Consider the following 23,050-nt stretch of genomic DNA (forward strand, 5'->3'; position numbering starts at 1 on the left):
CTAGGGCGCCGCCTTGTAGGTGATGGCGTAGGTCACCGGCCGGGGCAGCTTGGGGCTGCTCACGGTGACCGTCAGGGTCAGCATCCGGGAGGCCGGGTCCACGTGGAAGACATTGGTGCGCTCCCCGTCCTCGGCCTTGTAGGTCTGCACCAGGTCGTCCTTTTCCGCGCGCGCGGAGATCTGGAAGACGTCGCCGTCCTCGCGCTTCCAGGGCACCGCGGCGCCGTTGGCCGGCATGCGCTGGGGGGCGCGCACGTCGTAGGTGATGACGAACTCCCCCGGGGTGCGCTCCAGGCGGATGGCCTGGTACACCGGATTGGTCTTCCGGAGCCGGGCCCTGGCGATGGGCCGGGTGACGAAGTTCATGGGGGCGGTGGCGGCCTCGATGACGGCGGGGACGTCCGGGGCGCTGGCCAGGGTCCAGTGCCCCAGGGGGGCCTGGGCCGCGAGGGGGAGGGCGAGGAGGAAAGGCAGGGCTTTCACGGGGTGGGCCTCCGGTGGGTCAGGCTTCCACCATACACGCCTTGAAATGGGTTGCGGAAGTCCAGGGGAAAGGCAGCATAATGGGCACCTGCCGCCGCCGGAGGAGGATCCATGGCCATTTCGTTCCGACTCAACGGGAAGGCGGTGTCGGTGGAGGCCGCCGGTTCCAGGATGCTGGCCTACGTCCTGCGCAGCGACCTCGGCCTCACCGGCACCAAGGTGGGCTGCGGCGCGGGCATCTGCGGCGCGTGCACCGTCGTGGTGGGAGGGGAGGCCGTGCGGTCCTGCTCCACGCCCCTGGAGGCCGTGGCCGGCAAGGAGGTGCTCACCATCGAAGGCCTGGAGCGGTCCGGGGCCCTCCATGCCCTGCAGGAGGCCTTCCTGGCCCACACCGCCTTCCAGTGCGGGTTCTGCACCCCCGGCATGATCCTCAACGCCTACGCCCTGCTCCTCAAGCACCCCAGGCCGAGCCGGGAGCAGATCGCCGAGGCCATGGAAGGAAACCTGTGCCGCTGCGGCACCCACGGGAGGATCCTGGACGCCGTCCAGGACGCCGCGAAGGGAGGTGCGAAATGAAGCGCCGGGATTTCCTCAGGGCGGCGGGCGCCGCGGGCCTCTTCATCACCTTCCCCGTGGCCGCGCAGGAGCCGGAGAAGGTCCCCGCCCGGCTTCCGGGCTATCCTTCGGACTTCAACGCCTACCTGAAGATCGGTCCGGACGGGCGCGTGGGCTGCTTCGTGGGGAAGGTGGAGATGGGGCAGGGCACCATGACCAGCCTCGCCCAGCTTGCGGCGGAGGAACTGGACGTCCCCGTGGACCGGGTGGACATGACCCTGGGGGATACCGACCTCTGCCCCTGGGATATCGGCACCTTCGGATCCCTGAGCATCTGGCAGTTCGGGCCCGTGCTGCGGGCCGCGGCGGCCGAGGCCCGGGCCGTGCTGGTGGAACTGGCCTCGGAGCGCCTGGGGGAGCCCGCGGCGCGGCTGCGGGTGGAGGAAGGCGTCATCTCCGTGGCGGGCTACCCCTCCAGGAAGGTGACCTACGGCCAGCTGGTGGACGGCAGGAAGATCGAGCGCCACGTGAAGGGCGCGCCGGTGAAGCCGGCCTCGGCCTTCCAGGTGGTGGGCAAGGACGTCAAGCGCCTGGACGGCCTTCGGAAGGTGACCGGGGCGGCCACCTACGCCGGTGACTTCCTCCTGCCGGGCATGCTCCACGCCTGCGTCCTGCGGCCCCCGGCCCACGGGGCGAAGCTGGTCTCGGCCGACACCTCCGGGGCGGAGCGGCTCCCCGGGGTGCGGGTGATCCGGGACGGGGACCTCGTCGCCGTGCTCCACGCCCGGCCCGACCTGGCCCGGGAGGCCCTGGGCCAGGTGAAGGCCTCCTTCCGGCCCTCCCCCTCCACCCTGGACGACGCCACCATCTACGACCACCTCCCCAAGGCCGCCCCGGCCCCCAAGACCGTGGCCGCCAAAGGTTCCATCGAGACGGGCGAAGCCGCCGCGGCGGTCCGCCACGAGGCCGTGTACCGCCATGCCTACGGCGCCCACGCCCCCATCGAGCCCCACGCGGCCGTCGCGCAGTGGAAGGGGGGGCGCCTGACGGTGTGGGCCTCCACCCAGGCCCCCTTCATCGTGAAGTCCCAGGTGGCCCAGGCCCTGGGCCTCGCCGCCAAGGACGTGCACATCGCCGCGCCCTTCGTGGGGGGCGGCTTCGGCGGCAAGACCGAAGGCCCCCAGGCCGTGGAGGCCGCGCGCCTGGCCCGGGCCGCGGGCTGCCCCGTGATGGTCGTCTGGGACCGGGCCGAGGAGTTCTTCCTGGACACCTTCCGCCCCGCCGCGGTGGTGACGGTGCGCTCCGGCCTGGACAAGGCCGGGCGCGTCGCCTTCTGGGAGCACACGGTCATCGGCGCCGGGGACGGGGAATCGCCCACCTTCTACGACATCCCCCACCAGCGGATCCGCGCCGCCGGAAGCTGGTACGGCGCCAATCCCCCGGGGATGCACCCCTTCGCCGTGGGGGCCTGGCGCGCCCCCGCGTCCAACACCAACGTCTTCGCAAGGGAATCCCACATGGACGCCCTGGCCGCCCTGGCCAAGGCCGACCCGGTGGCCTTCCGCCTGGAGCACACCCGGGATCCCCGCCTGGCCGCGGCCCTGAAGGCCGCCGCGGAAGCCTTCGGGTGGAAGCCCGCCCCCGCCCCCAGCGGGCGCGGCTTCGGCGTGGCCTGCGCCATCCACCGCGGCACCGTGGTGGCCGCCATGGCGGAGGTGGCCGTGGACCGCGCCACCGGGGCCGTGCGGGTCAAGCGCGTGACGGTGGCCCAGGACATGGGCGTGGTGGTGAACCCCAACGGCGCGCGCCAGCAGGTGGAGGGCTGCGTGACCATGGGCCTGGGCTACGCCCTGCACGAGGAGGTGCGCTTCCGGGCGGGGCAGGTGCTGGACGTGAACCTGGACACCTACCACATCCCCCGGTTCTCGGACCTGCCCCCCGTGCAGACCGTGCTCATCCCCAACCCCAGGCTCGTGGCCCAGGGCGGCGGGGAGCCCGCCATCATCGTCATGGGCGCCCTCGTCGCCAACGCCATCCACGACGCCGTGGGCGCGCGCCTGACCCACCTGCCCATGACCCCGGAACGGGTGAGGAAGGCGCTAGCATAGGGACGGAGAATCCCCATGGGAAACAGCCTGATCCTCTGCGCCGCCTTTTGCGCCGCGGCCGTCCTCGCGGCCCAGGCGGCCCCGGACCCCGCCCCGCCCACGCTGGAGGCCACCCGCGGGGCCATGGGCATCCCCTCCCGGGGGGACCTCCGCGGCCAGCGGGACATCGTGGGTTTCGCCTCCCGGGCGGACCAGATGGCCCGGGTGTGGGACCTGTCGGCGGCGCCGCCCGCGCCCGAGCTCCTGGGGCCCCGGCCCGCCCCCGGCGTGGCCGGGGCCATCTGCCCCCACGACGACTACCTGTACGCCGGGCGCATCTACCGGGAGGTGCTCCCCCTGGTGAAGGCCCGCACCGTGGTGCTGGTGGGGGTTTTCCACAAATACCACCGCTACGGCGCCCGGGACGTGGTGGCCTTCGATCCCTACCGGGCCTGGCGCTCCCCGGACGGGGAGATCCGGGTCTCCCCCCTGCGCGACGAGGTCCTGGCGGCCCTGCCCGCCGGGGACGTGGCCCGGGACCCCGCCTGGGCCGACAGCGAGCATTCCCTGGAAGCCATCGCGTACTGGCTCAAGCACCAGGACCCCGCCGTGGAGATCCTCCCCGTCCTCCTCCCCTCGGCCTCCTTCGGGCGCCTGGAGGCCCTGGCCGGGGGATTCGGCTCGGCCCTGGCCGCCGCCATGGCCCGCCGGGGCTGGACCCTGGGCCGGGACGTGGCCATCGTCATCTCCTCGGACGGCATCCACTACGGCGCCGATTTCCACCACACACCCTTCGGCGAGGGCGGCGTCTCCGCCTTCCAGAAGGCCATGGACCGGGACCGCCGGCTCCTGCGGGGCCCCCTGGCGGGACCCGTCTCCGCCGCCCGGGCCCGGGCCTTCTTCGAGGCCGTGGTGGACCCCGCCCGGCCCGACACCTACCGCATGCCCTGGTGCGGGCGTTTCTCGGTGCCCTTCGGCCTCATGGCCCTGGAAGCCGCGTCGAAGGCGCTGGGAACCCCGGCGCCCACGGGCCAGCCCATCGCCTTCGGCGCCTCCGTGGACGCCCCGGAGCTGCCGTTGAAGCCCCTGGGCATGGGGCCCACGGCCCCGGCGAACCTCTACCATTTCGTGAGCTACCCCGCCGTGGCGTACGTGAACCGATAGTCCGGCTTCCCGACCCACCCCGTCCCCTCTTCCATCCCCTGCATCCTGTTCATCCATTTCCATCCCCGTTCCCGCAGGGCCGGAGCCGGGATGGGTCGGCGCATTCCGATCCACCGCGCGCCGCCCCATTTCATCGTTGGCCCTGCGGGAACGGGGATGAACCGGATGCACAGGATGAAGGGGAACAGCCGTCGAACTCAGCCCGTTCCTGGATCAAAACCCGTCCAGCGTGGCCTCCAGGGCCCTGCGCAGGGCGGCGGGCGGCTCGGCAGGGAAGGGGTGGGTGGAGCCGAAGGTGTGGTCGGCGCCCTCCACCACCACCAGGCGGGCGCCGGCCCGCTCCAGGCGGCGGCCGTGGGCCAGGGGCACGGCGGGGTCGGCGTCCCCATGGATGGCCGTGGCCCGGCCGCCCTGGGCCACGTAGCGGGCCAGGGCGGCCTCCACGTCCAATTCCTTCCGGTGGGCCTCCCAGTCCTCCAGCAGCCCGGATCCCAGGCGCATGACCTGGCCGGTGCGGGCGTTGCGGACCTCCACGAAGCCGTCCCGGCGCCAGGCCTCCTCCCGGCCGCGGAAGCCGTGGAGGTCCTCCAGGCCCGCCAGGGACGCCCAGGTCACGACGCTGGCGACGCCCTCCGAGGCCAGCAGGGCGATGGCGCCGCCCCGGCTGTGGCCGAGGAGGGAGACGCGCCGGACCCCGGGGAGGTCCCCCGCGGCCCTCACCACCGCGCGCAGTTCCGCCACCTCCCGGGAGAAGGTGTTGGCCTGGAACCGCTCCAGCTCCGTGAAGACCTGGGGCTCCGCGCCGATGCCGTTGTGGCTGAAGTTGAACCGCAGGCAGGCCACCCCGGCCTCCGCGCAGCGCTCCGCCACCCAGGGCCAGCACCCCCAGTCCATGAAGCCCTTGAAGCCGTGCACCAGGATGGCCAGGTGGCCGGGGGTGGCGGCGGGGGTGAGGGCGGCCGCCAGGGGAAAATCCGTGCCTTGAATGGTAAGTTCTATTGTTTTCATTTAGTTCACCTTGGACTCGTTGACCCTGGAAGGGACCTGTTCCATCCTCAGATCATCCCACCCGCAGGCCTCCCATGTCCCACCTGACCCTCAAGGAAAGCTACACGACCCTCGCGGAACGCCTCAACCGCTTCCCCCAGGGCGCCCCGCCGGGGGACCTGCTTTATCGGATCCTTGAGGTGCTGTTCACGCCCGAGGAGGCGGGACTGGTGGCCCTCCTTCCGATCCGGCCCTTCACGGCCGGGGCCGCCGCGGAGGTGTGGAAGAGGCCGGTCCTGGAGGCGCGCGGAACCCTGGAGGCGCTGGCCTCCCGGGGGATGCTCCTGGACCTGGAGGTGCGGGGGGAGCAGCTTTTCGTGCTGCCGCCGCCCATGGCGGGCTTTTTCGAGTTCTCCATGATGCGGGTGGGCAACGGGTACGACCAGAAGCTCCTGGCCGAACTCTTCCACCAGTACCTGAACGTGGAGGAGGACTTCGTCCGGGAGCTCTTCGCGGGCGGGGAGACGCAGCTGGGGCGGGTCTTCGTGAACGAGCGCGCCCTCACCGGTCCCGGGCTGAGCGTCCTGGACCATGAGCGCGCCGGCGAGGTGATCCGCACCGCGAGCCACATGGGGGTGGGCACCTGCTACTGCCGGCACAAGATGGACCACCTGGGCCGGGCCTGCGAGGCGCCCATGGACATCTGCATGACCTTCGGCAACACGACCCGGTCCCTCATCAAGCACGGCATCGCCCGGAGGGTGGACGCCCGGGAGGGGCTGGACCTGCTGGACAAGGCCCGGGACCACAACCTCGTCCAGTTCGGCGAGAACGTCCGGGAGCAGGTGGCCTTCATCTGCAACTGCTGCGGGTGCTGCTGCGAGGCCATGCTCGCCGCCAAGCGCTTCGCCAGCCTCCATCCGGTGGCCACCACCAACTACCTGCCCCGGGTCGCCCAGGAGGACTGCGACGGGTGCGGCAAGTGCGTGGGGGCCTGCCCCGTGGAGGCCATGGGGCTGGTGTCCGCCGGCGATCCCGCCCGGCCCCGGCGCATGAAGGCGCGCGTGGACGCGGACCTCTGCCTGGGGTGCGGGGTGTGCGCGCGGGTTTGCGCCAAGGGCGCCATCGCCCTCGAAGCCCGCGGGAGCCGGGTGCTCACCCCGGTCAACACCGCGCACCGGGCCGTGCTCATGGCCATCGAGCGGGGAAAGCTGCAGAATCTCATCTTCGACAACCAGGCCCACTGGAATCATCGGGCCATGGCGGCCATCCTGGGGGTGGTCCTCAGGCTGCCGCCGGTGAAGCAGGTCATGGCCAGCCGGCAGATGAAGTCCAGGTACCTGGACCGTCTCCTGGCGGCCGGAACCCCCGTCCACAGGGAACATTGAGAGGTGAAGCCATGAAGACTCCGACGGCACTGGGCGCGCTCCTGCTCCTCGCGGGCTGCGCCACGGTCTCCACGCCGAGGTACGAGCCGGTGCAGGCCCCCGCCCCGGGCCCCGCCGCGGCGCCGCCCCAGGCGGGCAAGGTGCTGCGCCGCAAGATCGCCGTGGCGCGCTTCACCAACGAGACCCGGTACGGGAAATCGCTCCTGGTGGACCAGAACGACGATCCCCTGGGGAAGCAGGCTTCGGACATGATCTCCAACCGACTCATCGCCTCCGGGCAGTTCCTGGTCTTCGAGCGCCCCGACCTGCAGAAGGTCCGCAAGGAGCAGCACCTCTCCGGCCAGGAGAACCTGGTGGGCGTGGACACCCTCCTGGTGGGGGCCGTCACGGAATTCGGGCGGAGCGATTCGGGCAAGGTGGGCTTCCTGAGCGCCACCCGGAACCAGGTGGCCCGGGCCAAGGTGGAGGTCCGGCTCCTGGACGTGCGCACCGGCCAGGCCTTCTTCACCGCCACGGGAACCGGGGAGGCCAATACCGAGACCGGCAGCATCGCCGGCTACGGTAGCCGGGCCGACTACGACGCCACCCTCAACGACCGCGCCATCGGCGCCGCGGTGTCCGACCTGATGAACACCATCGTCCGGAGCCTGGGGGATCGCCCCTGGACCAGCGATCTCCTGAAGGTGGAAGGCACGCGGGCCTACGTCTCCGGCGGCGAGCGCCAGGGCCTCAGGGTGGGCGACGCCCTGGCCGTGATGCTCCAGGGGGCCAAGGTCAAGAGCCAGCAGACCGGCTTCGAGATCACCCTGCCCGGCACCCGCGTGGCGGGCCTGAAGGTGGTCTCCCTGTTCGGGGATTCCGAGGCCAACGAAGGCGCCGTGTGCGAGGTGGTGGACGGCTCCATCCCGGCTTCCGGCACCCTGTACGTCACCGACGCCAAGGAGATCCGCAAATGAGAACCGCCGTGCTGGCCCTGCCCCTGCTCCTGATCTGCTGCGCCGACCCCGTCACCGTCACCCGCGCCGTGGACGACCGGCCCCGGATCCTCCTCCAGGGCGTCCCGGAGGGCGCGGTCCTGTTCCTGGACGGCAAGCCCATGGGCAGCGCCTCCGCCTATGCCGGAAACCCCGGCGTGCTCCTGGTGGAACCCGGCACCCACCTCGTGGAAGTCCGGCTCGGGGAGACCCTGCTGATGTCGAGCAAGGTGTTCCTGGGCGGCGGGGAGCAGCGGACCCTGGCCGTCCGATGAGGGCGTGGCCCCCCCTGGTCCTGGCGCTCGCGCTGGGCTGCGCCGCCCCCGCCACCTGTCCCGGCCTCGACTGGGGAGGGTACGAGGACAGCCTGCGCCGGCTCGTGGCGAACCCCGGCGGACTCGAGGCCTACGGGGCCTCGCTGAGGAGGATCCTGGACCGCAACCCCGACGGGACCCGCGTGCCCCCGGGCCTCTACGCCGAGTACGGCTACGTCCTGTTCCTCTCCGGCCGGAAGGAGGAGGCCGCGGGGTTCTTCACGAAGGAGAAGACCCGGTGGCCGGAAGCGTCCCTCCTCATGGACCGCATGATCCGGGCCTGCGCCCCGCCCCCGAAGGAACCGTCATGAACCGCCTGGCCCTGCTTCCGCCCCTCCTGGCCCTCCTCGCGGGATGCGTGCCCCCGGGCGCCGCCCCCGGCAGGGACTACGCGAAGCTGCGCGGGGAGGACCCCGCGTCCATCCTCGTGGTGCCGGTGGTGAACCGCAGCGTGGACGTCGCGGCCTCGGGCCTCTTCCTTTCCACGCTCACGGTGCCCCTGGCGGACCGCGGCTACTACGTGTTCCCCGTGTACCTGGTCAAGGGGCTCATGGAGGAGGACGGCCTCGGCGATGCGGGCCTGGTGCACCAGGCCGATCCCCGCAGGCTGGGCCAGCTCTTCGGGGCCGACGCCATCCTCTACGCGACCATCAACCGGTGGGACGCGAAGTACGCCGTCCTCTCCACCAGCGTCGAAGTGGATTTCGATTACGTGCTGAAGAGCGGCAGAACGGGGGAGGAGCTCTGGAAGGCCCACCAGGCCTATACCTATGTCCCCTCCAGCCAATCCACGGGCAATGCCGTGGCGGACCTCATCGGCATGGCCGTCGCCGCCTCCATCGTCAAGGCCGCCCCCGATTTCATGCCCCTGGCCCGGTCCGCCAACCACAAGGCCTTCCATCTTCAGCACCAGGGGCTGCCCGCGGGGCCCCATTCGCCCCAGCACGGCCTGGACAAGGGGGAATTCTAGATGAGCCTTTTCGATCTGGGCAAGGCCCTGGGCTACCTCGCCATGCCCGCGGGCCTCCTGTGGGTGCTCATCCTGGGCATCGCCTACCTCCTGCTGCGGCGCAGGCAGTGGCTGGCGGGCATCCTGGTCCTGGGGGTGTGGGCCCTGTACGCGGTGGTGGGCAACTACTACGTGGGGACGGCCCTCCTGGCCGGCCTGGAGCGCACCATCCCGCCCCTGGAGGACGGGGGCGAGCCCTTCGACGCCGTCCTGGTGCTGGGCGGCGGGTCCGACCTGGATCCCACGGGCCGGCCCATCCTGGGCGAAGCCGGGGACCGCATCATCGCCGCGGCCCGCCTCTGGCACGCCGGCAGGGCCCGGACCCTGGTGGCCGGCGGCACCGGCCGGGACCTCGTCGCCGGCAGCCGCGACCTGGGGCAGGAGACGCGCGCCATCTGGCTCTCCCTGGGCGTCCCCGACGGCGCCATCGAGGTGGTGCGGGAGGAATGCCTGAACACCCGCGACGAGATCGCCGCCTACCGCAGGCTCCGGGACCTCCGCCACTGGCGGCGGATGGCCCTGGTCAGCTCCGCCAGCCACCTGCCCCGGGCCCTGCGCCTGGCGGAGAAGGCGGGCTTCGCCGTCACCCCCGTGGGCGCCGACTGGCGCGGGAGGCGCCATGCCCTCCAGGTCCAGAGGCTGGTGCCCACGGGGTACGGGTTCCACCTGGTGTCGACGGCGTGCTGGGAATACCTGGGGCGCCGGCTGGGGAAGTGATCGAATCCAGGTTGGGGGAATATGCGATGGGCGGGCCTTTTCCCCTTCATCCCATCCATCTGTGTTCATCCCTGTTACGCAGGGCCAGCGAAGGCTTGGGTCGGCGCACGCATTACCCGCATTTGCCTACCCAGCGAAGCCTTGGCCCTGCCTAACAGGGATGAACACAGATGGATGGGATTAACAGGGATGCGGTCCGCTGACCCTTGCGCGGCCCTCTACTAGGTCCATGCCGAGAAACAGATGAGGCTCGCAGCGACCGCTCCGGACTCAGGCCTTCGCCAGCACGGCCACCGTCTCCGGCCCCTGCAGGATCTCCCCCGCCTCCACGCACACCTCGGCCACCGTACCCGCCCTCGGCGCGGTGATCTCGAACTGCATCTTCATGGACTCCAGCACGAACATCACCTGGCCCTGCTCCACCTCGTCGCCCGGGGCCACCAGGCATTCCAGAATCCTTCCGGCCATGGGGGCCGCCACGTCCCCGCCGGCGGGGGCCTCCGCGCGGGGGCGGGGCAGGTCGGCGGAGGGATCCTCCAGCGTCAGGGTCTCGCCGAAGACCGCCACGCCCAGGGCGGCCCCTCCCAGGCGGCAGGCCCGGAAGGGCAGGGCGGGATCCGTCTCCCCGGCCGCGGCCAGGGCCCGGGCCAGGGCGGGACCCCGCTCCCCGGGGAGGACGGGGCCTTCCAGCATCCGGCGCAGGGCGGGGCCGCGCAGGGTGAATTGCACGGGGCCGCCCTCCAGGTGGAAGGCCTCCTTTTCCAGGGCCGCCCCCACCCGGAGGCCGGGGCATGCGGCCTGGGCCATGAAGCGCGCCGCGGGGCCCGGGGCCGGGGCGCCGGCGCCGCGCAGGGCCAGGGACAGGGCCTCCCGGAAGGCCCGGGAGCGGAAGAAGGCCAGGCAGGATTCCGGCATGAGGGGACCGTTGAGTTCCGCGAGGTGCTCCTGGATCCAGGACGTGGATTCCCGGCCCGCGAGGAAGTCCCCGGAGCGGGCCACGGCCTGGAGGAAGGGCAGGTTGGTGACGCACCCCAGGACGGTGAAGGCCTCCAGGGCCTCCGACAGGCGCGCCGCGGCCGCGGCCCGGTCGGGGCCCCACGCCACGACCTTGGCGATCATGGAATCGAACCCCGGGTCCACGGACCCGCCCTGGGCCACCCCGGAATCCACCCGGATGCCCGGGCCCTCCGGCTCCACGTAGACCTTCAGGGGCCCGGGGGTGGGCAGGAACCCGTTGCGGGGATCCTCGGCCAGCACCCGCGCCTCCAGGGCCACGCCGGCGGGCTCGGGCAGGGCGGACGCGGCGGGATCGCCCAGGGCCCCGGGCCAGACGCCTTCCGCCAGGTCCAGCTGGGCCAGGACCAGGTCCACCCCGTAGACCCCTTCCGTGACGGGGTGCTCCACCTGGAGCCGGGTGTTCACTTCCAGGAAATGGAAGGCGCCGGCGGCGTCCAGGAGGAATTCCACGGTGCCCGCGCCCCGGTAGGCGGTGTGCCGCACCAGGGCCAGGGCGGCCCGGCCCATGGCCTCCCGCAGGGCCGGATCCGCCACGGAACTGGGGGCCTCCTCCAGCACCTTCTGGTGGCGCCGCTGGAGGGAGCACTCCCGCTCCCCCAGGAAGACGCCGCCGCCGCGGCCGTCGCCGAACACCTGGATCTCCAGGTGGCGGGGCGAAACCAGGTACCGCTCCACGAAGACCGTGCCGTCCCCGAAACTGGCCTGGGCCTCCAGGGAGGCCCGGCGCAGGGCCTCGGGCAGGGCCGCCGGGTCCTCCACCACCCGCATGCCGCGCCCGCCGCCGCCGCCGCTGGCCTTCACCAGGAAGGGCGCGCGGATGCCCCGCGCGGCCAGGGCGTCCACCCATTCCCCGGAGGGCAGGGCGGCCAGTTCCCAGGAGAGGAGGGCCTCCAGCACGGGCACGCCGCAGGCCCTGGCCACGGCCTTGGCGGCTTCCTTGCCGCCCAGGGCCAGCATGCTTTCGGGGGTGGGTCCCACGAAGCGGATCCCGGCCTCCTCCACGGCCCGGGCGAAGGCGGCGTTCTCGGAGAGGTAGCCGTAGCCGGGGTGCAGGAGCCGGGCTCCCCAGTTCCGGGCGGCCTCCACGATGGCGGGGCCGTCCAGGAAGCCCCCCACCTCCAGGACGGCGTCCGCCTCCCGGCGCACGGGGCTGCCGGCGTCGGCGGGGGTGGACACCACGCCCACCTCGTAGCCCCGGGCGCGTCCCGCCCGCAGGATCCGCCGGGCGATCTCCCCGCGGTTGGCGATGAGCAGGCGTCGCATCAGGGCCTCCAGGGGGGCGGGGCCTTGTGGAAGTAGGCCTTCAGGCCCTCCTGGCCCTCGGCCGACATGCGGGCCGCGGCGATGGCGTGGGCGGTGAATTCGAAGAGTTCCGGATCGGGCAGGGGCGTGATCCGGCGCAGCAGCTCCTTGGTGGCCCGGGCCGCCCGGGGCCCCGCGGCCAGGAATTCCCGGAGGACCCGCGACAGGGCCTCCTCGGCGGATTCGCCCGGATCGATGAGACGCTGGGCCAGGCCCGCCTCCAGGGCTTCGGTGCCGCGCAGGCGCCGGCCCGTGAGCATGAGGGGGGCGGCCCCGCCCAGGCCCAGCTTGCGCACCACGAAGGGCCCGATGACCGCCGGCACCAGGCCCAGCATCACCTCGGAGGTGGCGAATACCGCCGCGGGTTCCGCCAGCACGAAGTCGCTGCAGGCCGCCAGTCCCAGGCCCCCGCCGATGGCCGCCCCCCGCACGCAGCACAGGACGGGCGCGGGAAAGGAGGCGAGGCGCGTGAACATCCGGCCCAGTTCCCGGGCGTTCTCCAGGTTCTGTTCCTGCGCGGCGGCGCCCTGCTCCTTCATGTAGGCCAGGTCCGCCCCGGAGCAGAACACCGGGCCCTCGCCCTCCAGCACCAGGAGGCGCATCTCCGCCGGGTCCTGGATGGCCGCAAGCTCCGCCATGGCCAGGGACAGCTCCCGGATCATGGCGGCGTCGAAGGCGTTGCACACCTGGGGACGGTCCAGCACCAGGCGCTTGACGCCGTGGGCCAGGGCCTCCACCCGCAGGGTCCCGCCCTGGAAGACGGTCCCCTCCCTGGGGAAGGCGGAGAGGGGGATCATGGCCGGCTCCCTTCGGGCACGAGCTCGCCGGGGCAGGCGCGGTTCTCCGGGGCGATGGTGGCCAGGAGCGCGGCGGGCACCTCCACCTCGCACCGCAGCAGGGCCTGCGCGAGGGTCTTGCCCTGGGCGTCCAGGTGGAGGCTGAGGGTGCCCCCGCCCCCCAGGGTCTCCTCCATGAGGAAATTGAGGGCCCAGAGGCGGGGCACGGGGTGGCGCTCCACCCGTCCCCGGCAGTGGTCCTGGAACCAGGCTTTCACCCGCTCGGCGGTGACGTGGTCCCGGAGCCACGCGTAGCACGGGCCGGACCTCCCGATGAGGCCGATGTTGGCGGTGTCGCCCTTGTCGCCGCTGCGGGCGTGGGCGATGCGCATGAGGGGGACCCGCACCTGCGCGCCGGCGCCGGGGGCCAGGGTCCAGGGGTCCGTGGCGTCGAAGGGGGTGGTGCCTTCGCCTTCGCTTTCCGGCCAGGGCAGGGGCCCCGAGGACCAGGTGGAACGGCCCTCCTCCTGGATCCGCACCTCGGGGAGCACGAGCCCCCGGGGCACCAGGGCCGGCCAGTACCCCACCACTTCCGAAAGGGCCGGGGCGCCGCCGGTGACCGCCACCCCGGCGGGGCCCGACAGGATCATGGCCGGCAGGAGCTTGCGGAAGACCTCCAGGTCCCGGGCGCTGGCGGATCGGGCCGAAAGGCGAAGCAGGATCTCCTGGGCGCGGTGGCGGGGCGTGAGGGACCTATGGGTGGCGTCGTCGCCCACGTACTCCGTGCAGGTGTCCGCCAGGGGCGATTCCAGCTCCGCGGAGCACCGCTTCCAGAAGGCGGACGCGAAGACCTCGGCCTTGGCCCGGGCGTCGGGGCCGGAGACGATGAGGGACCCCTGGCACTTCCAGCCGTCCCGGTAGGCGATGCTCACCTTCAGGAGATCCGTGGGGGGCCGGCCCTGCACGCGCTCCACCCGCACCCGGTCGGGGCCCTCCTCCCGCAGGTCCACCGTGGAGAAGTCTGCCACCACGTCCGGCGTGAGGTAGGTGCGGGGGTGGCCCATCTCGTACAGGAGCTGTTCGCGCACCGTCTGGCAGGAGACCAGGCCGCCCGTGCCGGGGTGCTTGGTGACGGTGAAGGAGCCGTCCCGGCGGCATTCCACGATGGGGTACCCGATGTCCAGGAAGGAGGGCACCTTCTTCCAGTCGGTGAAATTGCCGCCCGTGGCCTGGGCGCCGCACTCGATGAGGTGCCCGGCCACGATGCCGCTGGCCAGGAGATCCCAGTCCCCCGGCCCCCACCCGAATTCGTGCATGAGGGGGGCCAGGGTGATGCCGGTGTCCGTGACCCGGCCGCAGATGACCACGTGGGGGTCCCGCTCCAGGGCCGCGGCCACGGGCATGGCGCCGAAGTAGGCGTTGGCGGCCAGGATCCGGTCCGCCACGGGCGCCAGGGGCTCGCCCGTCTCCATGTGGCGCAGCTCCACCCCCGAGGCCAGCAGCTCCCCGATGCGGGGGGCCATGTCGTCCCCCTCCACCACGGCGATGCGCAGGGCGATCCCCCGGGCCCGGGCCGCCGCGGCCAGGGCCTGGGCGCAGGCCGAGGGGTTCACGCCCCCGGCGTTGGTGATGATGCGGATGCCCTTGGCCAGGATCTCCTCCAGCAGGGGGTCGATCTGGGTGATGAAGTCCCGGGCGTAGCCCAGGAAGGGGTCCTTGGACATCTGCTTGCGCAGGATGCTCATGGTCACTTCGGCCAGGTAGTCGATGGAGATGTAGTGGAGGTCCAGGCCGCCCCGCACCTGCCGGCGCAGGGCCCAGGGGTCGTCCCCCCAGTAGCCGCCGGCGTTGGCGATGCGGATGAGCTTTCCGTGGGTCATGGTCGCCTCACATTCGAAGCACGCCCAGGCGCGTGTCGGCCATGGGGGCGCAGAGGGTCGTGGCCAGGGTGGCCGCGAGCCACGGCCTCGTATCCCGCATGTCCAGGACGCCGTCGTCCCAGAGGCGGGCCGAGGCGTAGGTGGGGTGCCCCTCCCGCTCGTACTTCTCGCGGATGGGCGCGGCGATGGCCTCGGCGTCGGCGTCGCCGAAGGGCCTGCCCTCGCGCTGGAGCTGGTCCCGCTTGACGGTGGTGAGCACCTGGGCGGCCTGCTCCCCGCCCATCACCGAGATGCGGGAGGTGGGCCAGGTCCCCAGGAAGCGGGGGCCGTAGGCGCGCCCGCACATGCCGTAGTTCCCCGCCCCGAAGCTGCCCCCGAGGATGAGGGTGATCTTGGGCACCTGGGCGGTGGCCACGGCGTGGACCATCTTGGCGCCGTCCTTGGCGATGCCGGCGCGCTCCACCTGGGCCCCCACCATGAAGCCCGTGATGTTCTGGAGGAACACCAGGGGGATCTTCTGGGAGGTGCACAGCTCGATGAAGTGGGCGGCCTTCAGGGCGCTTTCCCCGAAGAGCACGCCGTTGTTGGCCACCAGGCCGCAGGGCATGCCCTCCACGTGGGCGAAGCCCGTCACCAGCGTGGTGGCGTAGCGCTCCTTGAACTCGAAGAGCCGGCTCCCGTCAACCACCCGCGCGATCACCTCCCGGATGTCGCCGCGCCGGCGCAGGTCCCGGGGCCAGGCGCCCAGGATCTCCTCCGGGTCGTAGGCCGGGGGTTCGGGGGCGCGCAGGGTCACCGCCGCCCCGGGGGCGGGCCCCAGGTGGCCCACCAGCTCCCGCAGGATCTGGATGGCCTGCTCGTCGTTCTCCGCGAAGTGGTCGGCCACCCCGGAGAGCTCCGTGTGCACCTTCGCGCCGCCCAGGAATTCCGCCGTCACGTCCTCGCCGGTGGCCGCCTTCACGAGGGGCGGGCCCCCCAGGAAGATGGTGCCGGTGCCGTTGACGATGATGGTCTGGTCGCTCATGGCGGGCACGTAGGCGCCCCCCGCGGTGCAGCTGCCCATGACCGCCGCGATCTGGGGGATGCCCGCCGCGGAAAGCACCGCCTGGTTGTAGAAGATCCGGCCGAAGTGGTCCCGGTCCGGGAAGACCTCGGCCTGCAGGGGCAGGAAGGCCCCGCCGCTGTCCACCAGGTAGAGGCAGGGCAGGCGGTTCTCCAGGGCGATCTCCTGGGCCCGCAGGTGCTTCTTCACGGTCAGCGGGTAGTAGGTGCCGCCCTTCACCGTGGCGTCGTTGGCGACGATCATGCAGGGGCGGCCCTGCACCATGCCCACGCCGGTCACCAGGCCCGCGGCGGGCACCGGGTCGTCGTAGACGCCCGTGGCCGCGAACAGGCCCACCTCCAGGAAGGGGGAGGCCGGGTCGCACAGCAGCGCGATGCGGTCCCGCACGAAGAGCTTGCCCTGGGCGGCGTGGCGGGCCCGGGCCCGGTCGTCCCCGCCCCGGCGCAGCAGCTCCTTCTCCTTCCCCAGCGCCTCGCACAGGGCCAGGTTGTGGGCGCGGTTCTGCCGGAAGGCGTCGGAGGAGGGCTTGAGGCGGCTGTGGATCAGCGTCACGCTCAGTACTCCTTGAGGAGGTGCCGGGCGATGACCATCCGCTGGATCTCGCTGGTGCCCTCCCCGATGGTGCAGAGCTTGACGTCCCGGTAGAACTTCTCCACCGGGTAGTCCTTGATGAAGCCGTAGCCGCCGTGGATCTGCACGGCCTCCTCGGCCACCCTGCAGGCGGTCTCCGAGGCGAAGAGCTTGGCCATGGCGGCGGCCTTGGCGTAGGGCTGGCCCTGGTCCTTGAGGGTCGCGGCCTTGTACACCAGCAGCCGGGAGGCCTCGATGCCCACCTGCATGTCGGCGAGCTTGAACTGGATGGCCTGGTGGTCGGCCAGGAACTTGCCGAAGGCCCGGCGGATGGTGGCGTACCTCACCGAGGCCTCGAAGGCCCCCTGGGCCATGCCCAGGGCCAGGGCGGCGATGCCGATGCGGCCGCCGTCCAGGGTCTTCATGGCCTGCTTGAAGCCCACGCCCTCCTCCCCCAGGAGGTTGGCCGCGGGGACCCGCACGTCCTCCAGGATGAGTTCCGAGGTGTCGCTGGCGCGCATGCCCAGCTTGTTCTCCTGCTTGCCTGCCCTGAATCCCGGGGTGTCCTTCTCCACGATGAAGGCGCTGATGCCGTCGGCGCCGGACCCGCCCCGGGTGCGGGCCATGACCACGCAGACCCCGCCCACCGTGCCGTGGGTGGCGAAGTTCTTGGAGCCGTTCAGGACCCAGTGGTCGCCCACCCTGCGGGCCGTGGTGCGCAGGGCCCCCGCGTCGCTGCCGGCCTCGGCCTCCGTGAGGGCCCAGGCCCCCAGCATCTTCCCCGCCGCCAGCGGCTTGAGGTACCTCTCCAGCTGGTCCGGGTTCCCCTGGGTGTAGATGTGGTTCGAGCACAGGCTGTTGTGGGCCGCCACGCTGAGCCCCACGCTGCCGTCCACCCGGCTCAGCTCCTCCACCAGCACCGCGTACTCCAGGTAGCCCATGCCGGCCCCGTCGTACTCCTCCGGGAAGAACACCCCCAGCATGCCCATGTCCCCGAGCCGGGCCAGGACCTCCGCCGGAAAGATCCGCTCCTCGTCCCAGGTGAGGACGTGGGGCCGGATCTCGTTCTGGGCGAACCTGCGCACCTCCTCCCGGAGGGCCTCCACGTGCTCGGGCAGGGTGAAATCCACGGCATCCCTCGCTGGCAAACGTTCGGAATTGGGAAAACCGGGCACATCCGCTCCCGGCACCTGGGAAAAGGTACAGACACTATACCGATTGCCCCGGAAGGTTCCAGCCCAGATTGCAATCCCGTCTCAAATACCGCCTATGGCCCGGCCACGTATTCCCACGTGTCCCGGACTTCCGCCCCGGTTCGTTGCCGCGGGCGGGGCCCGCGGCAACGGAAAGCTCTCGCCTCAGCCATGGGCCGGTGTTGTCACCCATTGGCCCCGACCCACCTTGGGGGCTCTCTCCGCGTGTTTCCCCGGGCAAGTTGATTCGCGCCAAGGCTGATCGGTTCCGATCGACTCACAAATCAACGTCGGCGCGACCCGTTTCCCACCCCGGAACACTCGAAGCGTGTCCAAGGCCCATAGGCCCTCCCGGAGAGCCTCCCCCTCCCGCCCGCTCCACCCCGCAATCGAAGCCGGAGCGTGCCAACACCCCCGCGAAACCCCAAGGCGAGCGCTTTCCGTTGACGCAGCTTGCCTGCGTCAACGAACCCGGCGCGACGGTCCGGAACCCGCCCCTTCCTACCTTTCGAAGAGGGGGACGTAGTGGTTGAGGGAGGGGCCCTGGTAGATCTGGCGGGGGCGGTAGATGCGGCTGTCGCCGGCCTCGGCCACTTCCCGGTAGTTGGCGATCCAACCCGGCATGCGCCCGATGGCGAAGATGACGGTGAACATTTCGGTGGGGATGCCGATGGCGCGCATGATGATGCCGCTGTAGAAGTCCACGTTGGGGTAGAGGCGGCGCTCGATGAAGTAGGGGTCGTTGAGGGCCGTCTCCTCCAGCTTCTTGGCGATGTCCAGGAGGGGATCGCTGATGCCCATCTTGGAGAGCAGCTCGTCGCACTTGCGCTTGATGATCCGGGCGCGGGGGTCGTAGTTCTTGTACACCCGGTGGCCGAAGCCCATGAGCTTGGCGCCATGGTTCTTGTGCTTGACCTTGTCCAGGAAGAGGGTCCCGTCGTCCTTGTCGGCGCGGATCTCCTTGAGCATCTCGATGACGGCCTGGTTGGCCCCGCCGTGGAGGGGGCCCCACAGGGCGCAGACTCCGGCGGAGGCCGAGGCGAAGAGGTTGGCCTTGCTGGAGGCCACCATGCGCACCGTGGCCGTGGAGCAGTTCTGCTCGTGGTCGGCGTGCAGGAGGAAGATGAGGTCCAGGGCGTCCACCACGGCGGGGTCCAGCTCGTAGTCCTCGTCGGGTTCCGAGAACATCATGTGGAGGAAGTTCTCGGTGAACATGTACTTCTTCTTGGGGTAGATGGAAGGCAGGCCCCGGGACTTGCGGAAGGCGTAGGCGGCCAGGGTGCGCACCTGGGAGAGGAGGTGGGCGGCCTGGATCTCGAACCGTTCGGCGTCGTACTCCGTGTTGAGTTCCGGCAGGAAGCAGCCCGCGGCGTTGATCATGGCCGAAAGGATGGCCATGGGGTGGGCCGAGGAGGGGAAGCCCTCGAAGTGGAACTTCATGTCCTCGTGGATCATCTGGTACTTGGTCAGGAGGCCCGAGAAGCGCAGGCGCTCGGTCTCCGTGGGGAGCTTGCCGAAGATGATCAGGTAGGCGGCCTGCACGAAGGTGGAGCCCTCGGCCAGTTCCTCGATGGGGATGCCCCGGTAGCGGAGGATGCCCTTCTCGCCGTCGATGAAGGTGATGCGGCTCTGGCAGCTGCCGGTGTTGCCGTAGGACTCGTCGTAGGTGATGCAGCCGGTCTTCGTGCGGAGATCCCGGATATCCAGGGCGCGCTCGGCTTCGGTCCCTTCGATGATCGGGAGCTCGATCACCTTCCCGTCCAGTTCCAGTTTCGCCGTGTTGGTCATGAATTCCTCGCAGGTGGCTGTAGTGGAGCATTTTATACGGGAGTCTCGGCTTGCACGCTCCCGAATATTGGCCGGCCGGGATACGCAAAAGCCCCGCGAGGGCACGGGGCCGGGTCGACTTCCTTCAACCGTAACTGAATTTGCGCCTCTCTCGCAAGAAATGCGCGCGGATTTTGAGATTACGTCACAATGGGAAGCTGGCGGGCACCCCACTTAGGAGGAGCTGACCATGGGAACCAGGAACGCGGTGCTGCTGGGGGTCGTCCTGCTGGGCCTGGGCGCCCTGGGGGCCGTGGGCCTCGGCGGGAAGAACAAGGGAATGGAGGCAAGGGTGGAGCAGGGCGGGAAGAAGACGAAGGAAGAGCTGAAAAAGGTGCTGACGCCGGAGCAGTACCGGGTCACCCAGGAGGCCGGGACGGAGGCCCCCTTCACGGGGGAGTACTGGAACTCCAAGGGCGACGGCATTTACGTTGACGTGGTCTCGGGGAAGGCCCTCTTCTCCTCCAAGGACAAGTTCGATTCCGGCTGCGGGTGGCCCAGTTTCACCAAGCCCCTGGAGCCCGGGGAGGTGGTGGAGCGCAGGGACGTCAGCCACGGCATGGTGCGCACCGAGGTGCGGTCCCGGGACGCGGACTCCCACCTGGGCCACGTCTTCGACGACGGGCCCGCGCCCACGGGCCAGCGGTACTGCATCAACAGCGCCTCCCTGCGCTTCGTCCCCGTGGCGGACCTGGAGGCCCGGGGCTACGGCCAGTACCTGGCCCTTTTCGGACTGGCCCCCTCCCGCAAGGAGGTGGCCACCCTGGCCGGGGGCTGCTTCTGGGGCATGGAGGACCTGGTGCGGGAGCGCCCCGGGGTGATCAAGACCCGCGTGGGCTACACCGGCGGCACCACCCAGCACCCCGTGTACGAGGACGTCCACACCGGCACCACCGGCCACGCCGAGGCCATCGAGGTGACCTTCGATCCGGCCCGCACCAGCTACGAGGCCCTCCTCAAGTTCTTCTTCACCATCCACGACCCCACGACCCCCAACCGCCAGGGCAACGACATCGGCACCCAGTACCGTTCGGCCATCTTCTACCACGACGAGGCCCAGAGGAAGACCGCCGAGAAGGTGAAGGCCGAGGTGGAGGCCTCCGGGAAATGGAAGCGCCCCCTGACGACGGAGATCGCCGCGGCCGGGACCTTCTGGCCCGCGGAGGAGTACCACCAGGACTACCTGAAGAAGCATCCGGGGGGGTACACCTGCCACTACATCAGGCCGTTCACGTTCTAGGTTCCCGGGAGGCGTCGGAAGTCGGTGCGAAAAAACGGTTCTAAGAAGTAGTAACAAAATCTGCCGCCGCCCATGCCGAAACCGGGCCGATATCCATCTCGTCTTTCTCAAGGTTGCCGCGAGCCTGATCTGCTTCTCTGCATTGAGTTGGTAAAGCGCTACCCACAAGGGGCATCGAACTCGATCCATGTTCATCCCAGACATCACTGTTCATCCCTGTTACGCAGGGCCAGCGAAGGCTTGGGTCGGCGCGCGCATTACCCAAATTCGCCGACCCAAGCCTTCGCTGGCCCTGCGTAACAAGGATGAACAGTGATGTCTGGGATGAAGGAGATGAGGCCTACCGATCCCCGGCGAAGATCGGTGGTTTTGGTACCACTTCTAACTCCCTCCAGGCTCCGACACTCCTGGGTTCCGGCCCGGATGCCCTGCTGGCGCGTGGGAGAATCCCGCCGCATGGCAAATCCGGGATCCGTGGAGCCCGGTGCGGTGGCCCCGCATGCCGTGATCTCTGGAGGCTTGGGTGGGTGAGCTTCCAGGACGGTTCCGCCCGGGTGGAGGGACGGCAGCGGGAGCAAAAAGAAAAGTTGACCATTCCTGTCGGTTTACCCGTTCATCCCCCGATTTGACCCGTTCAGGGGAAATTCCAGAGCTTTTTGGGAACGCTGGGGAGAATGAACGCGCTCAATTCGCACGCGCCCGACCCTCATTTCAGGCTGATCCCCCTGGGGTGCAACCCGGGTGTCGCATCCCAGATGAATCCAACCAAGGAGGAGCAGGATGGTCACGACGAAACTGAAGCTGGTTTTCCTGGCCATGTTGCCAATCGTCCTCGCCGGTCAGACCTCGCAGTACCGCATCCTCTATCCCCCTCACGCGACCCTCGCGGGTGCGAGCGCCTCCGGACCGGTGGAGGGAGGGGCTCAGGGCTCCTCGAATCTGTTCCCGGTGGTGACGGGAAACGGGTGGTCCGTGGATATGGGCAAGGGGGCCCTGTCCATCGTGGTTCCGGTGGGCACGGTTCCCGGTGAACTGCCCATTCCGCTGACGTTCCGGTTCAACGCATCCCAGGCCTTCCCAGTCGTTAAAGCCTCGATTTATGTGGCGGGAGGCGCAGGTGCGGCCGTTAAGACAGCAGGCATGTCCCCCATGATCGGAACAGGGGGGCGATATGCCTCCGGATTCGCCAGGTACAATCGGCCCATATTCGGAACGGTGGATTTCGGTTTCATTTCTTCCGGAGACGGCCAATCCGTTCCGGGCACGGATGATGACCTGGCCGGCAAGTTCGATAGCTTCACCCCGAACAGCTACTACGTCCTCGAGGACGGCACCGTTCATTCCCAACTGGATTTCTCGACCATGGGGGGAACCTTCAGCCTTCCTCCGCGCTTCGGGTTTTCGGCCAAGGCCGCCAGCGCGGTTTCCATCAATTCCGTCGGTACGCTCGTCACCTATCCGGCCGTCGCATCCGATCTGGGGTCCTGGGCAACCCAGGCTGCGGGGTTGGCGCCCGTGGGTTTCACGGCGGGTGCCCACACCGGGTACAAGGTGGTCATGGATCGGGACAGGGCCCGGGTCTATGCCTACGCCCAGGAACTGTACGCCTGGGTTCCCATCCTGTGGGTGGACAGGTTCGGCCATTGGGTGGGATTCCAGTGGAAGAACACCACCAGCGGACTCCCCAGCGGCATCGCCTCGGTGCGCTCCGTCAAGGTCCTGAACCACCGGAACAAAGGGGTCCAGGTGCAGTGGGCGGAACCCACGGCGGGGAGTTCAGCGCCCCTGGGAATCTACCTGCGGGCCGATTTCATCAATATCCAGGCTCCCACGCTCCAGGCCACGGGGTATCCGGATCTGGCGGGAACCATGGCGCGGACGATACTCCCTCTCGCCGCGGGTCCCGACCTTCGCCCCACGACGCTCCAGATCGGCAATCCGCTGATGGGTGCGCCCAATTGGCTCCAGTTGCCGGTTCCGTCCCCCGTGGGCTCAGGCGCCTGGCCCTCCCAAGACCTGTCCTGGGCATTCAACTACGTCACTCCCTCTCTGGATGAACTGGCCAGTTTCACGGATTCGAGGGGCCTGACCACCGTCCTGGGCTGGCAGACCACCACGCTCCTTGACCCCACCGCGGCCGCCACGGGCGCTTCGCAGATGGTCGACATCTACAGGAGCGTTCACACCGCGGTCTCGACCGATTCGGGCATGACCTTGTCGCGTACCTGGACGTGGAACCTTCCCGCGGCACCGTCCGCGACCGTGTGGCAAAACGCGTATTCGCAAGCCTGGTCCGGAACCCAAAGCTGGAATGACGCGGCCATCCAGGCAGGTCACCGCGGACGGAGCCCTGACCTCGACCCAAAGCTACAGCCTGGGGTCCCCCGTCGGTTTGGATGGAACCATTTCCGCCAAGGAATCCTGGAAAACGACCACCACGAACATGCCGGATCGAATTCAGACCCGGGTCATTGATGCGGCCTACGGAACCCCGATCTCTGAGA

At 70.2% G+C, this 23,050-nt stretch carries 19 protein-coding genes; 11 read left to right on the forward strand and 8 right to left on the reverse strand.

The window, feature by feature from the left end:
• Positions 1-483 (reverse strand): hypothetical protein, encoded by a 483-nt coding sequence (locus R2J76_RS06030; RefSeq protein ID WP_316414909.1) that lies wholly within the window; start codon positions 481-483, stop codon positions 1-3.
• 111 nt (positions 484-594) lie between these two features.
• Between R2J76_RS06030 and R2J76_RS06035 the strand changes: the two genes are divergently transcribed.
• Genes R2J76_RS06035 through amrB form a run of 3 tightly spaced genes read left to right on the forward strand, consistent with a single transcriptional unit; the run spans position 595 to position 4,289 of the window.
• Positions 595-1,059, forward strand: coding sequence for a (2Fe-2S)-binding protein (locus tag R2J76_RS06035; RefSeq protein ID WP_316414910.1), 465 nt, complete (start codon positions 595-597; stop codon positions 1,057-1,059).
• Positions 1,056-3,146 carry a xanthine dehydrogenase family protein molybdopterin-binding subunit gene (locus R2J76_RS06040; protein ID WP_316414911.1) on the forward strand — a complete coding sequence of 697 codons (2,091 nt, stop codon included), beginning with the start codon at positions 1,056-1,058 and terminating at the stop codon, positions 3,144-3,146. The genes R2J76_RS06035 and R2J76_RS06040 overlap by 4 nt, the downstream gene beginning before the upstream one ends.
• Before the next feature lie 15 nt (positions 3,147-3,161).
• Positions 3,162-4,289 (forward strand): AmmeMemoRadiSam system protein B, encoded by a 1,128-nt coding sequence (amrB, locus tag R2J76_RS06045; RefSeq protein ID WP_316414912.1) that lies wholly within the window; start codon positions 3,162-3,164, stop codon positions 4,287-4,289.
• 213 nt (positions 4,290-4,502) lie between these two features.
• Here the strand turns inward: amrB and R2J76_RS06050 are convergent, their stop codons facing one another.
• Positions 4,503-5,297, reverse strand: a complete 795-nt coding sequence (locus R2J76_RS06050) for an alpha/beta hydrolase family protein (protein ID WP_316414913.1) — start codon at positions 5,295-5,297, stop codon at positions 4,503-4,505.
• A gap of 74 nt (positions 5,298-5,371) precedes the next feature.
• Between R2J76_RS06050 and R2J76_RS06055 the strand changes: the two genes are divergently transcribed.
• From R2J76_RS06055 to R2J76_RS06080, 6 genes are read left to right on the forward strand one after another with little or no spacing between them, the layout of a single operon-like run.
• The gene (locus tag R2J76_RS06055) at positions 5,372-6,664 is read left to right on the forward strand and encodes a 4Fe-4S dicluster domain-containing protein (protein ID WP_316414914.1); all 1,293 of its coding nucleotides are present in this window, start codon (positions 5,372-5,374) and stop codon (positions 6,662-6,664) included.
• Positions 6,665-6,675: 11 nt separating this feature from the next.
• Positions 6,676-7,620 carry a CsgG/HfaB family protein gene (locus R2J76_RS06060; protein WP_316414915.1) on the forward strand — a complete coding sequence of 315 codons (945 nt, stop codon included), beginning with the start codon at positions 6,676-6,678 and terminating at the stop codon, positions 7,618-7,620.
• Positions 7,617-7,913: a hypothetical protein gene (locus R2J76_RS06065; protein ID WP_316414916.1), complete on the forward strand. Its 297-nt coding sequence runs from the start codon at positions 7,617-7,619 to the stop codon at positions 7,911-7,913. Before R2J76_RS06060 ends, R2J76_RS06065 begins: the two co-directional genes overlap by 4 nt.
• On the forward strand, positions 7,910-8,263 hold the full coding sequence (locus R2J76_RS06070) for a DUF4810 domain-containing protein (RefSeq protein WP_316414917.1): 354 nt from the start codon (positions 7,910-7,912) through the stop codon (positions 8,261-8,263). Before R2J76_RS06065 ends, R2J76_RS06070 begins: the two co-directional genes overlap by 4 nt.
• Entirely contained in the window at positions 8,260-8,922 is a 663-nt protein-coding gene (locus R2J76_RS06075; protein WP_316414918.1) for a DUF799 domain-containing protein, read from the forward strand. The genes R2J76_RS06070 and R2J76_RS06075 overlap by 4 nt, the downstream gene beginning before the upstream one ends.
• Positions 8,923-9,678: a YdcF family protein gene (locus R2J76_RS06080; RefSeq protein ID WP_316414919.1), complete on the forward strand. Its 756-nt coding sequence runs from the start codon at positions 8,923-8,925 to the stop codon at positions 9,676-9,678.
• Positions 9,679-9,948: 270 nt separating this feature from the next.
• Here R2J76_RS06080 and R2J76_RS06085 read toward each other — a convergent pair whose 3' ends face one another.
• The 6 genes from R2J76_RS06085 to R2J76_RS06110 all read right to left on the reverse strand — a co-directional run bounded on the left by R2J76_RS06085 (position 9,949) and on the right by R2J76_RS06110 (position 19,267).
• Positions 9,949-11,958: an ATP-binding protein gene (locus tag R2J76_RS06085; RefSeq protein WP_316414920.1), complete on the reverse strand. Its 2,010-nt coding sequence runs from the start codon at positions 11,956-11,958 to the stop codon at positions 9,949-9,951.
• Positions 11,958-12,794, reverse strand: coding sequence for an enoyl-CoA hydratase-related protein (locus R2J76_RS06090; protein ID WP_316414921.1), 837 nt, complete (start codon positions 12,792-12,794; stop codon positions 11,958-11,960). Before R2J76_RS06090 ends, R2J76_RS06085 begins: the two co-directional genes overlap by 1 nt.
• A complete protein-coding gene (locus R2J76_RS06095) occupies positions 12,791-14,653 on the reverse strand; it encodes an acyclic terpene utilization AtuA family protein (RefSeq protein ID WP_316414922.1) in 1,863 nt (620 codons plus the stop codon). The genes R2J76_RS06090 and R2J76_RS06095 overlap by 4 nt, the downstream gene beginning before the upstream one ends.
• 7 nt (positions 14,654-14,660) lie before the next feature.
• Positions 14,661-16,268: a carboxyl transferase domain-containing protein gene (locus R2J76_RS06100; protein ID WP_316414923.1), complete on the reverse strand. Its 1,608-nt coding sequence runs from the start codon at positions 16,266-16,268 to the stop codon at positions 14,661-14,663.
• A 2-nt stretch (positions 16,269-16,270) separates the two neighbouring features.
• Positions 16,271-17,416, reverse strand: a complete 1,146-nt coding sequence (locus tag R2J76_RS06105; RefSeq protein WP_316414924.1) for an acyl-CoA dehydrogenase family protein — start codon at positions 17,414-17,416, stop codon at positions 16,271-16,273.
• A 564-nt stretch (positions 17,417-17,980) separates the two neighbouring features.
• The gene (locus R2J76_RS06110; RefSeq protein WP_316414925.1) at positions 17,981-19,267 is read right to left on the reverse strand and encodes a citrate synthase; all 1,287 of its coding nucleotides are present in this window, start codon (positions 19,265-19,267) and stop codon (positions 17,981-17,983) included.
• Between the two features lie 319 nt (positions 19,268-19,586).
• On the opposite strand from R2J76_RS06110, the gene R2J76_RS06115 reads away from it, so the two are divergent.
• Together R2J76_RS06115 and R2J76_RS06120 are read left to right on the forward strand one after the other, a co-directional pair.
• Positions 19,587-20,546 (forward strand): bifunctional methionine sulfoxide reductase B/A protein, encoded by a 960-nt coding sequence (locus R2J76_RS06115; RefSeq protein ID WP_394366826.1) that lies wholly within the window; start codon positions 19,587-19,589, stop codon positions 20,544-20,546.
• A gap of 780 nt (positions 20,547-21,326) precedes the next feature.
• Positions 21,327-23,021: a hypothetical protein gene (locus R2J76_RS06120; RefSeq protein ID WP_316414927.1), complete on the forward strand. Its 1,695-nt coding sequence runs from the start codon at positions 21,327-21,329 to the stop codon at positions 23,019-23,021.
• The last annotated feature ends 29 nt before the right edge of the window (positions 23,022-23,050 follow it).

This window comes from Mesoterricola silvestris, from assembly GCF_030295405.1.
GTDB lineage: Bacteria > Acidobacteriota > Holophagae > Holophagales > Holophagaceae > Mesoterricola > Mesoterricola silvestris.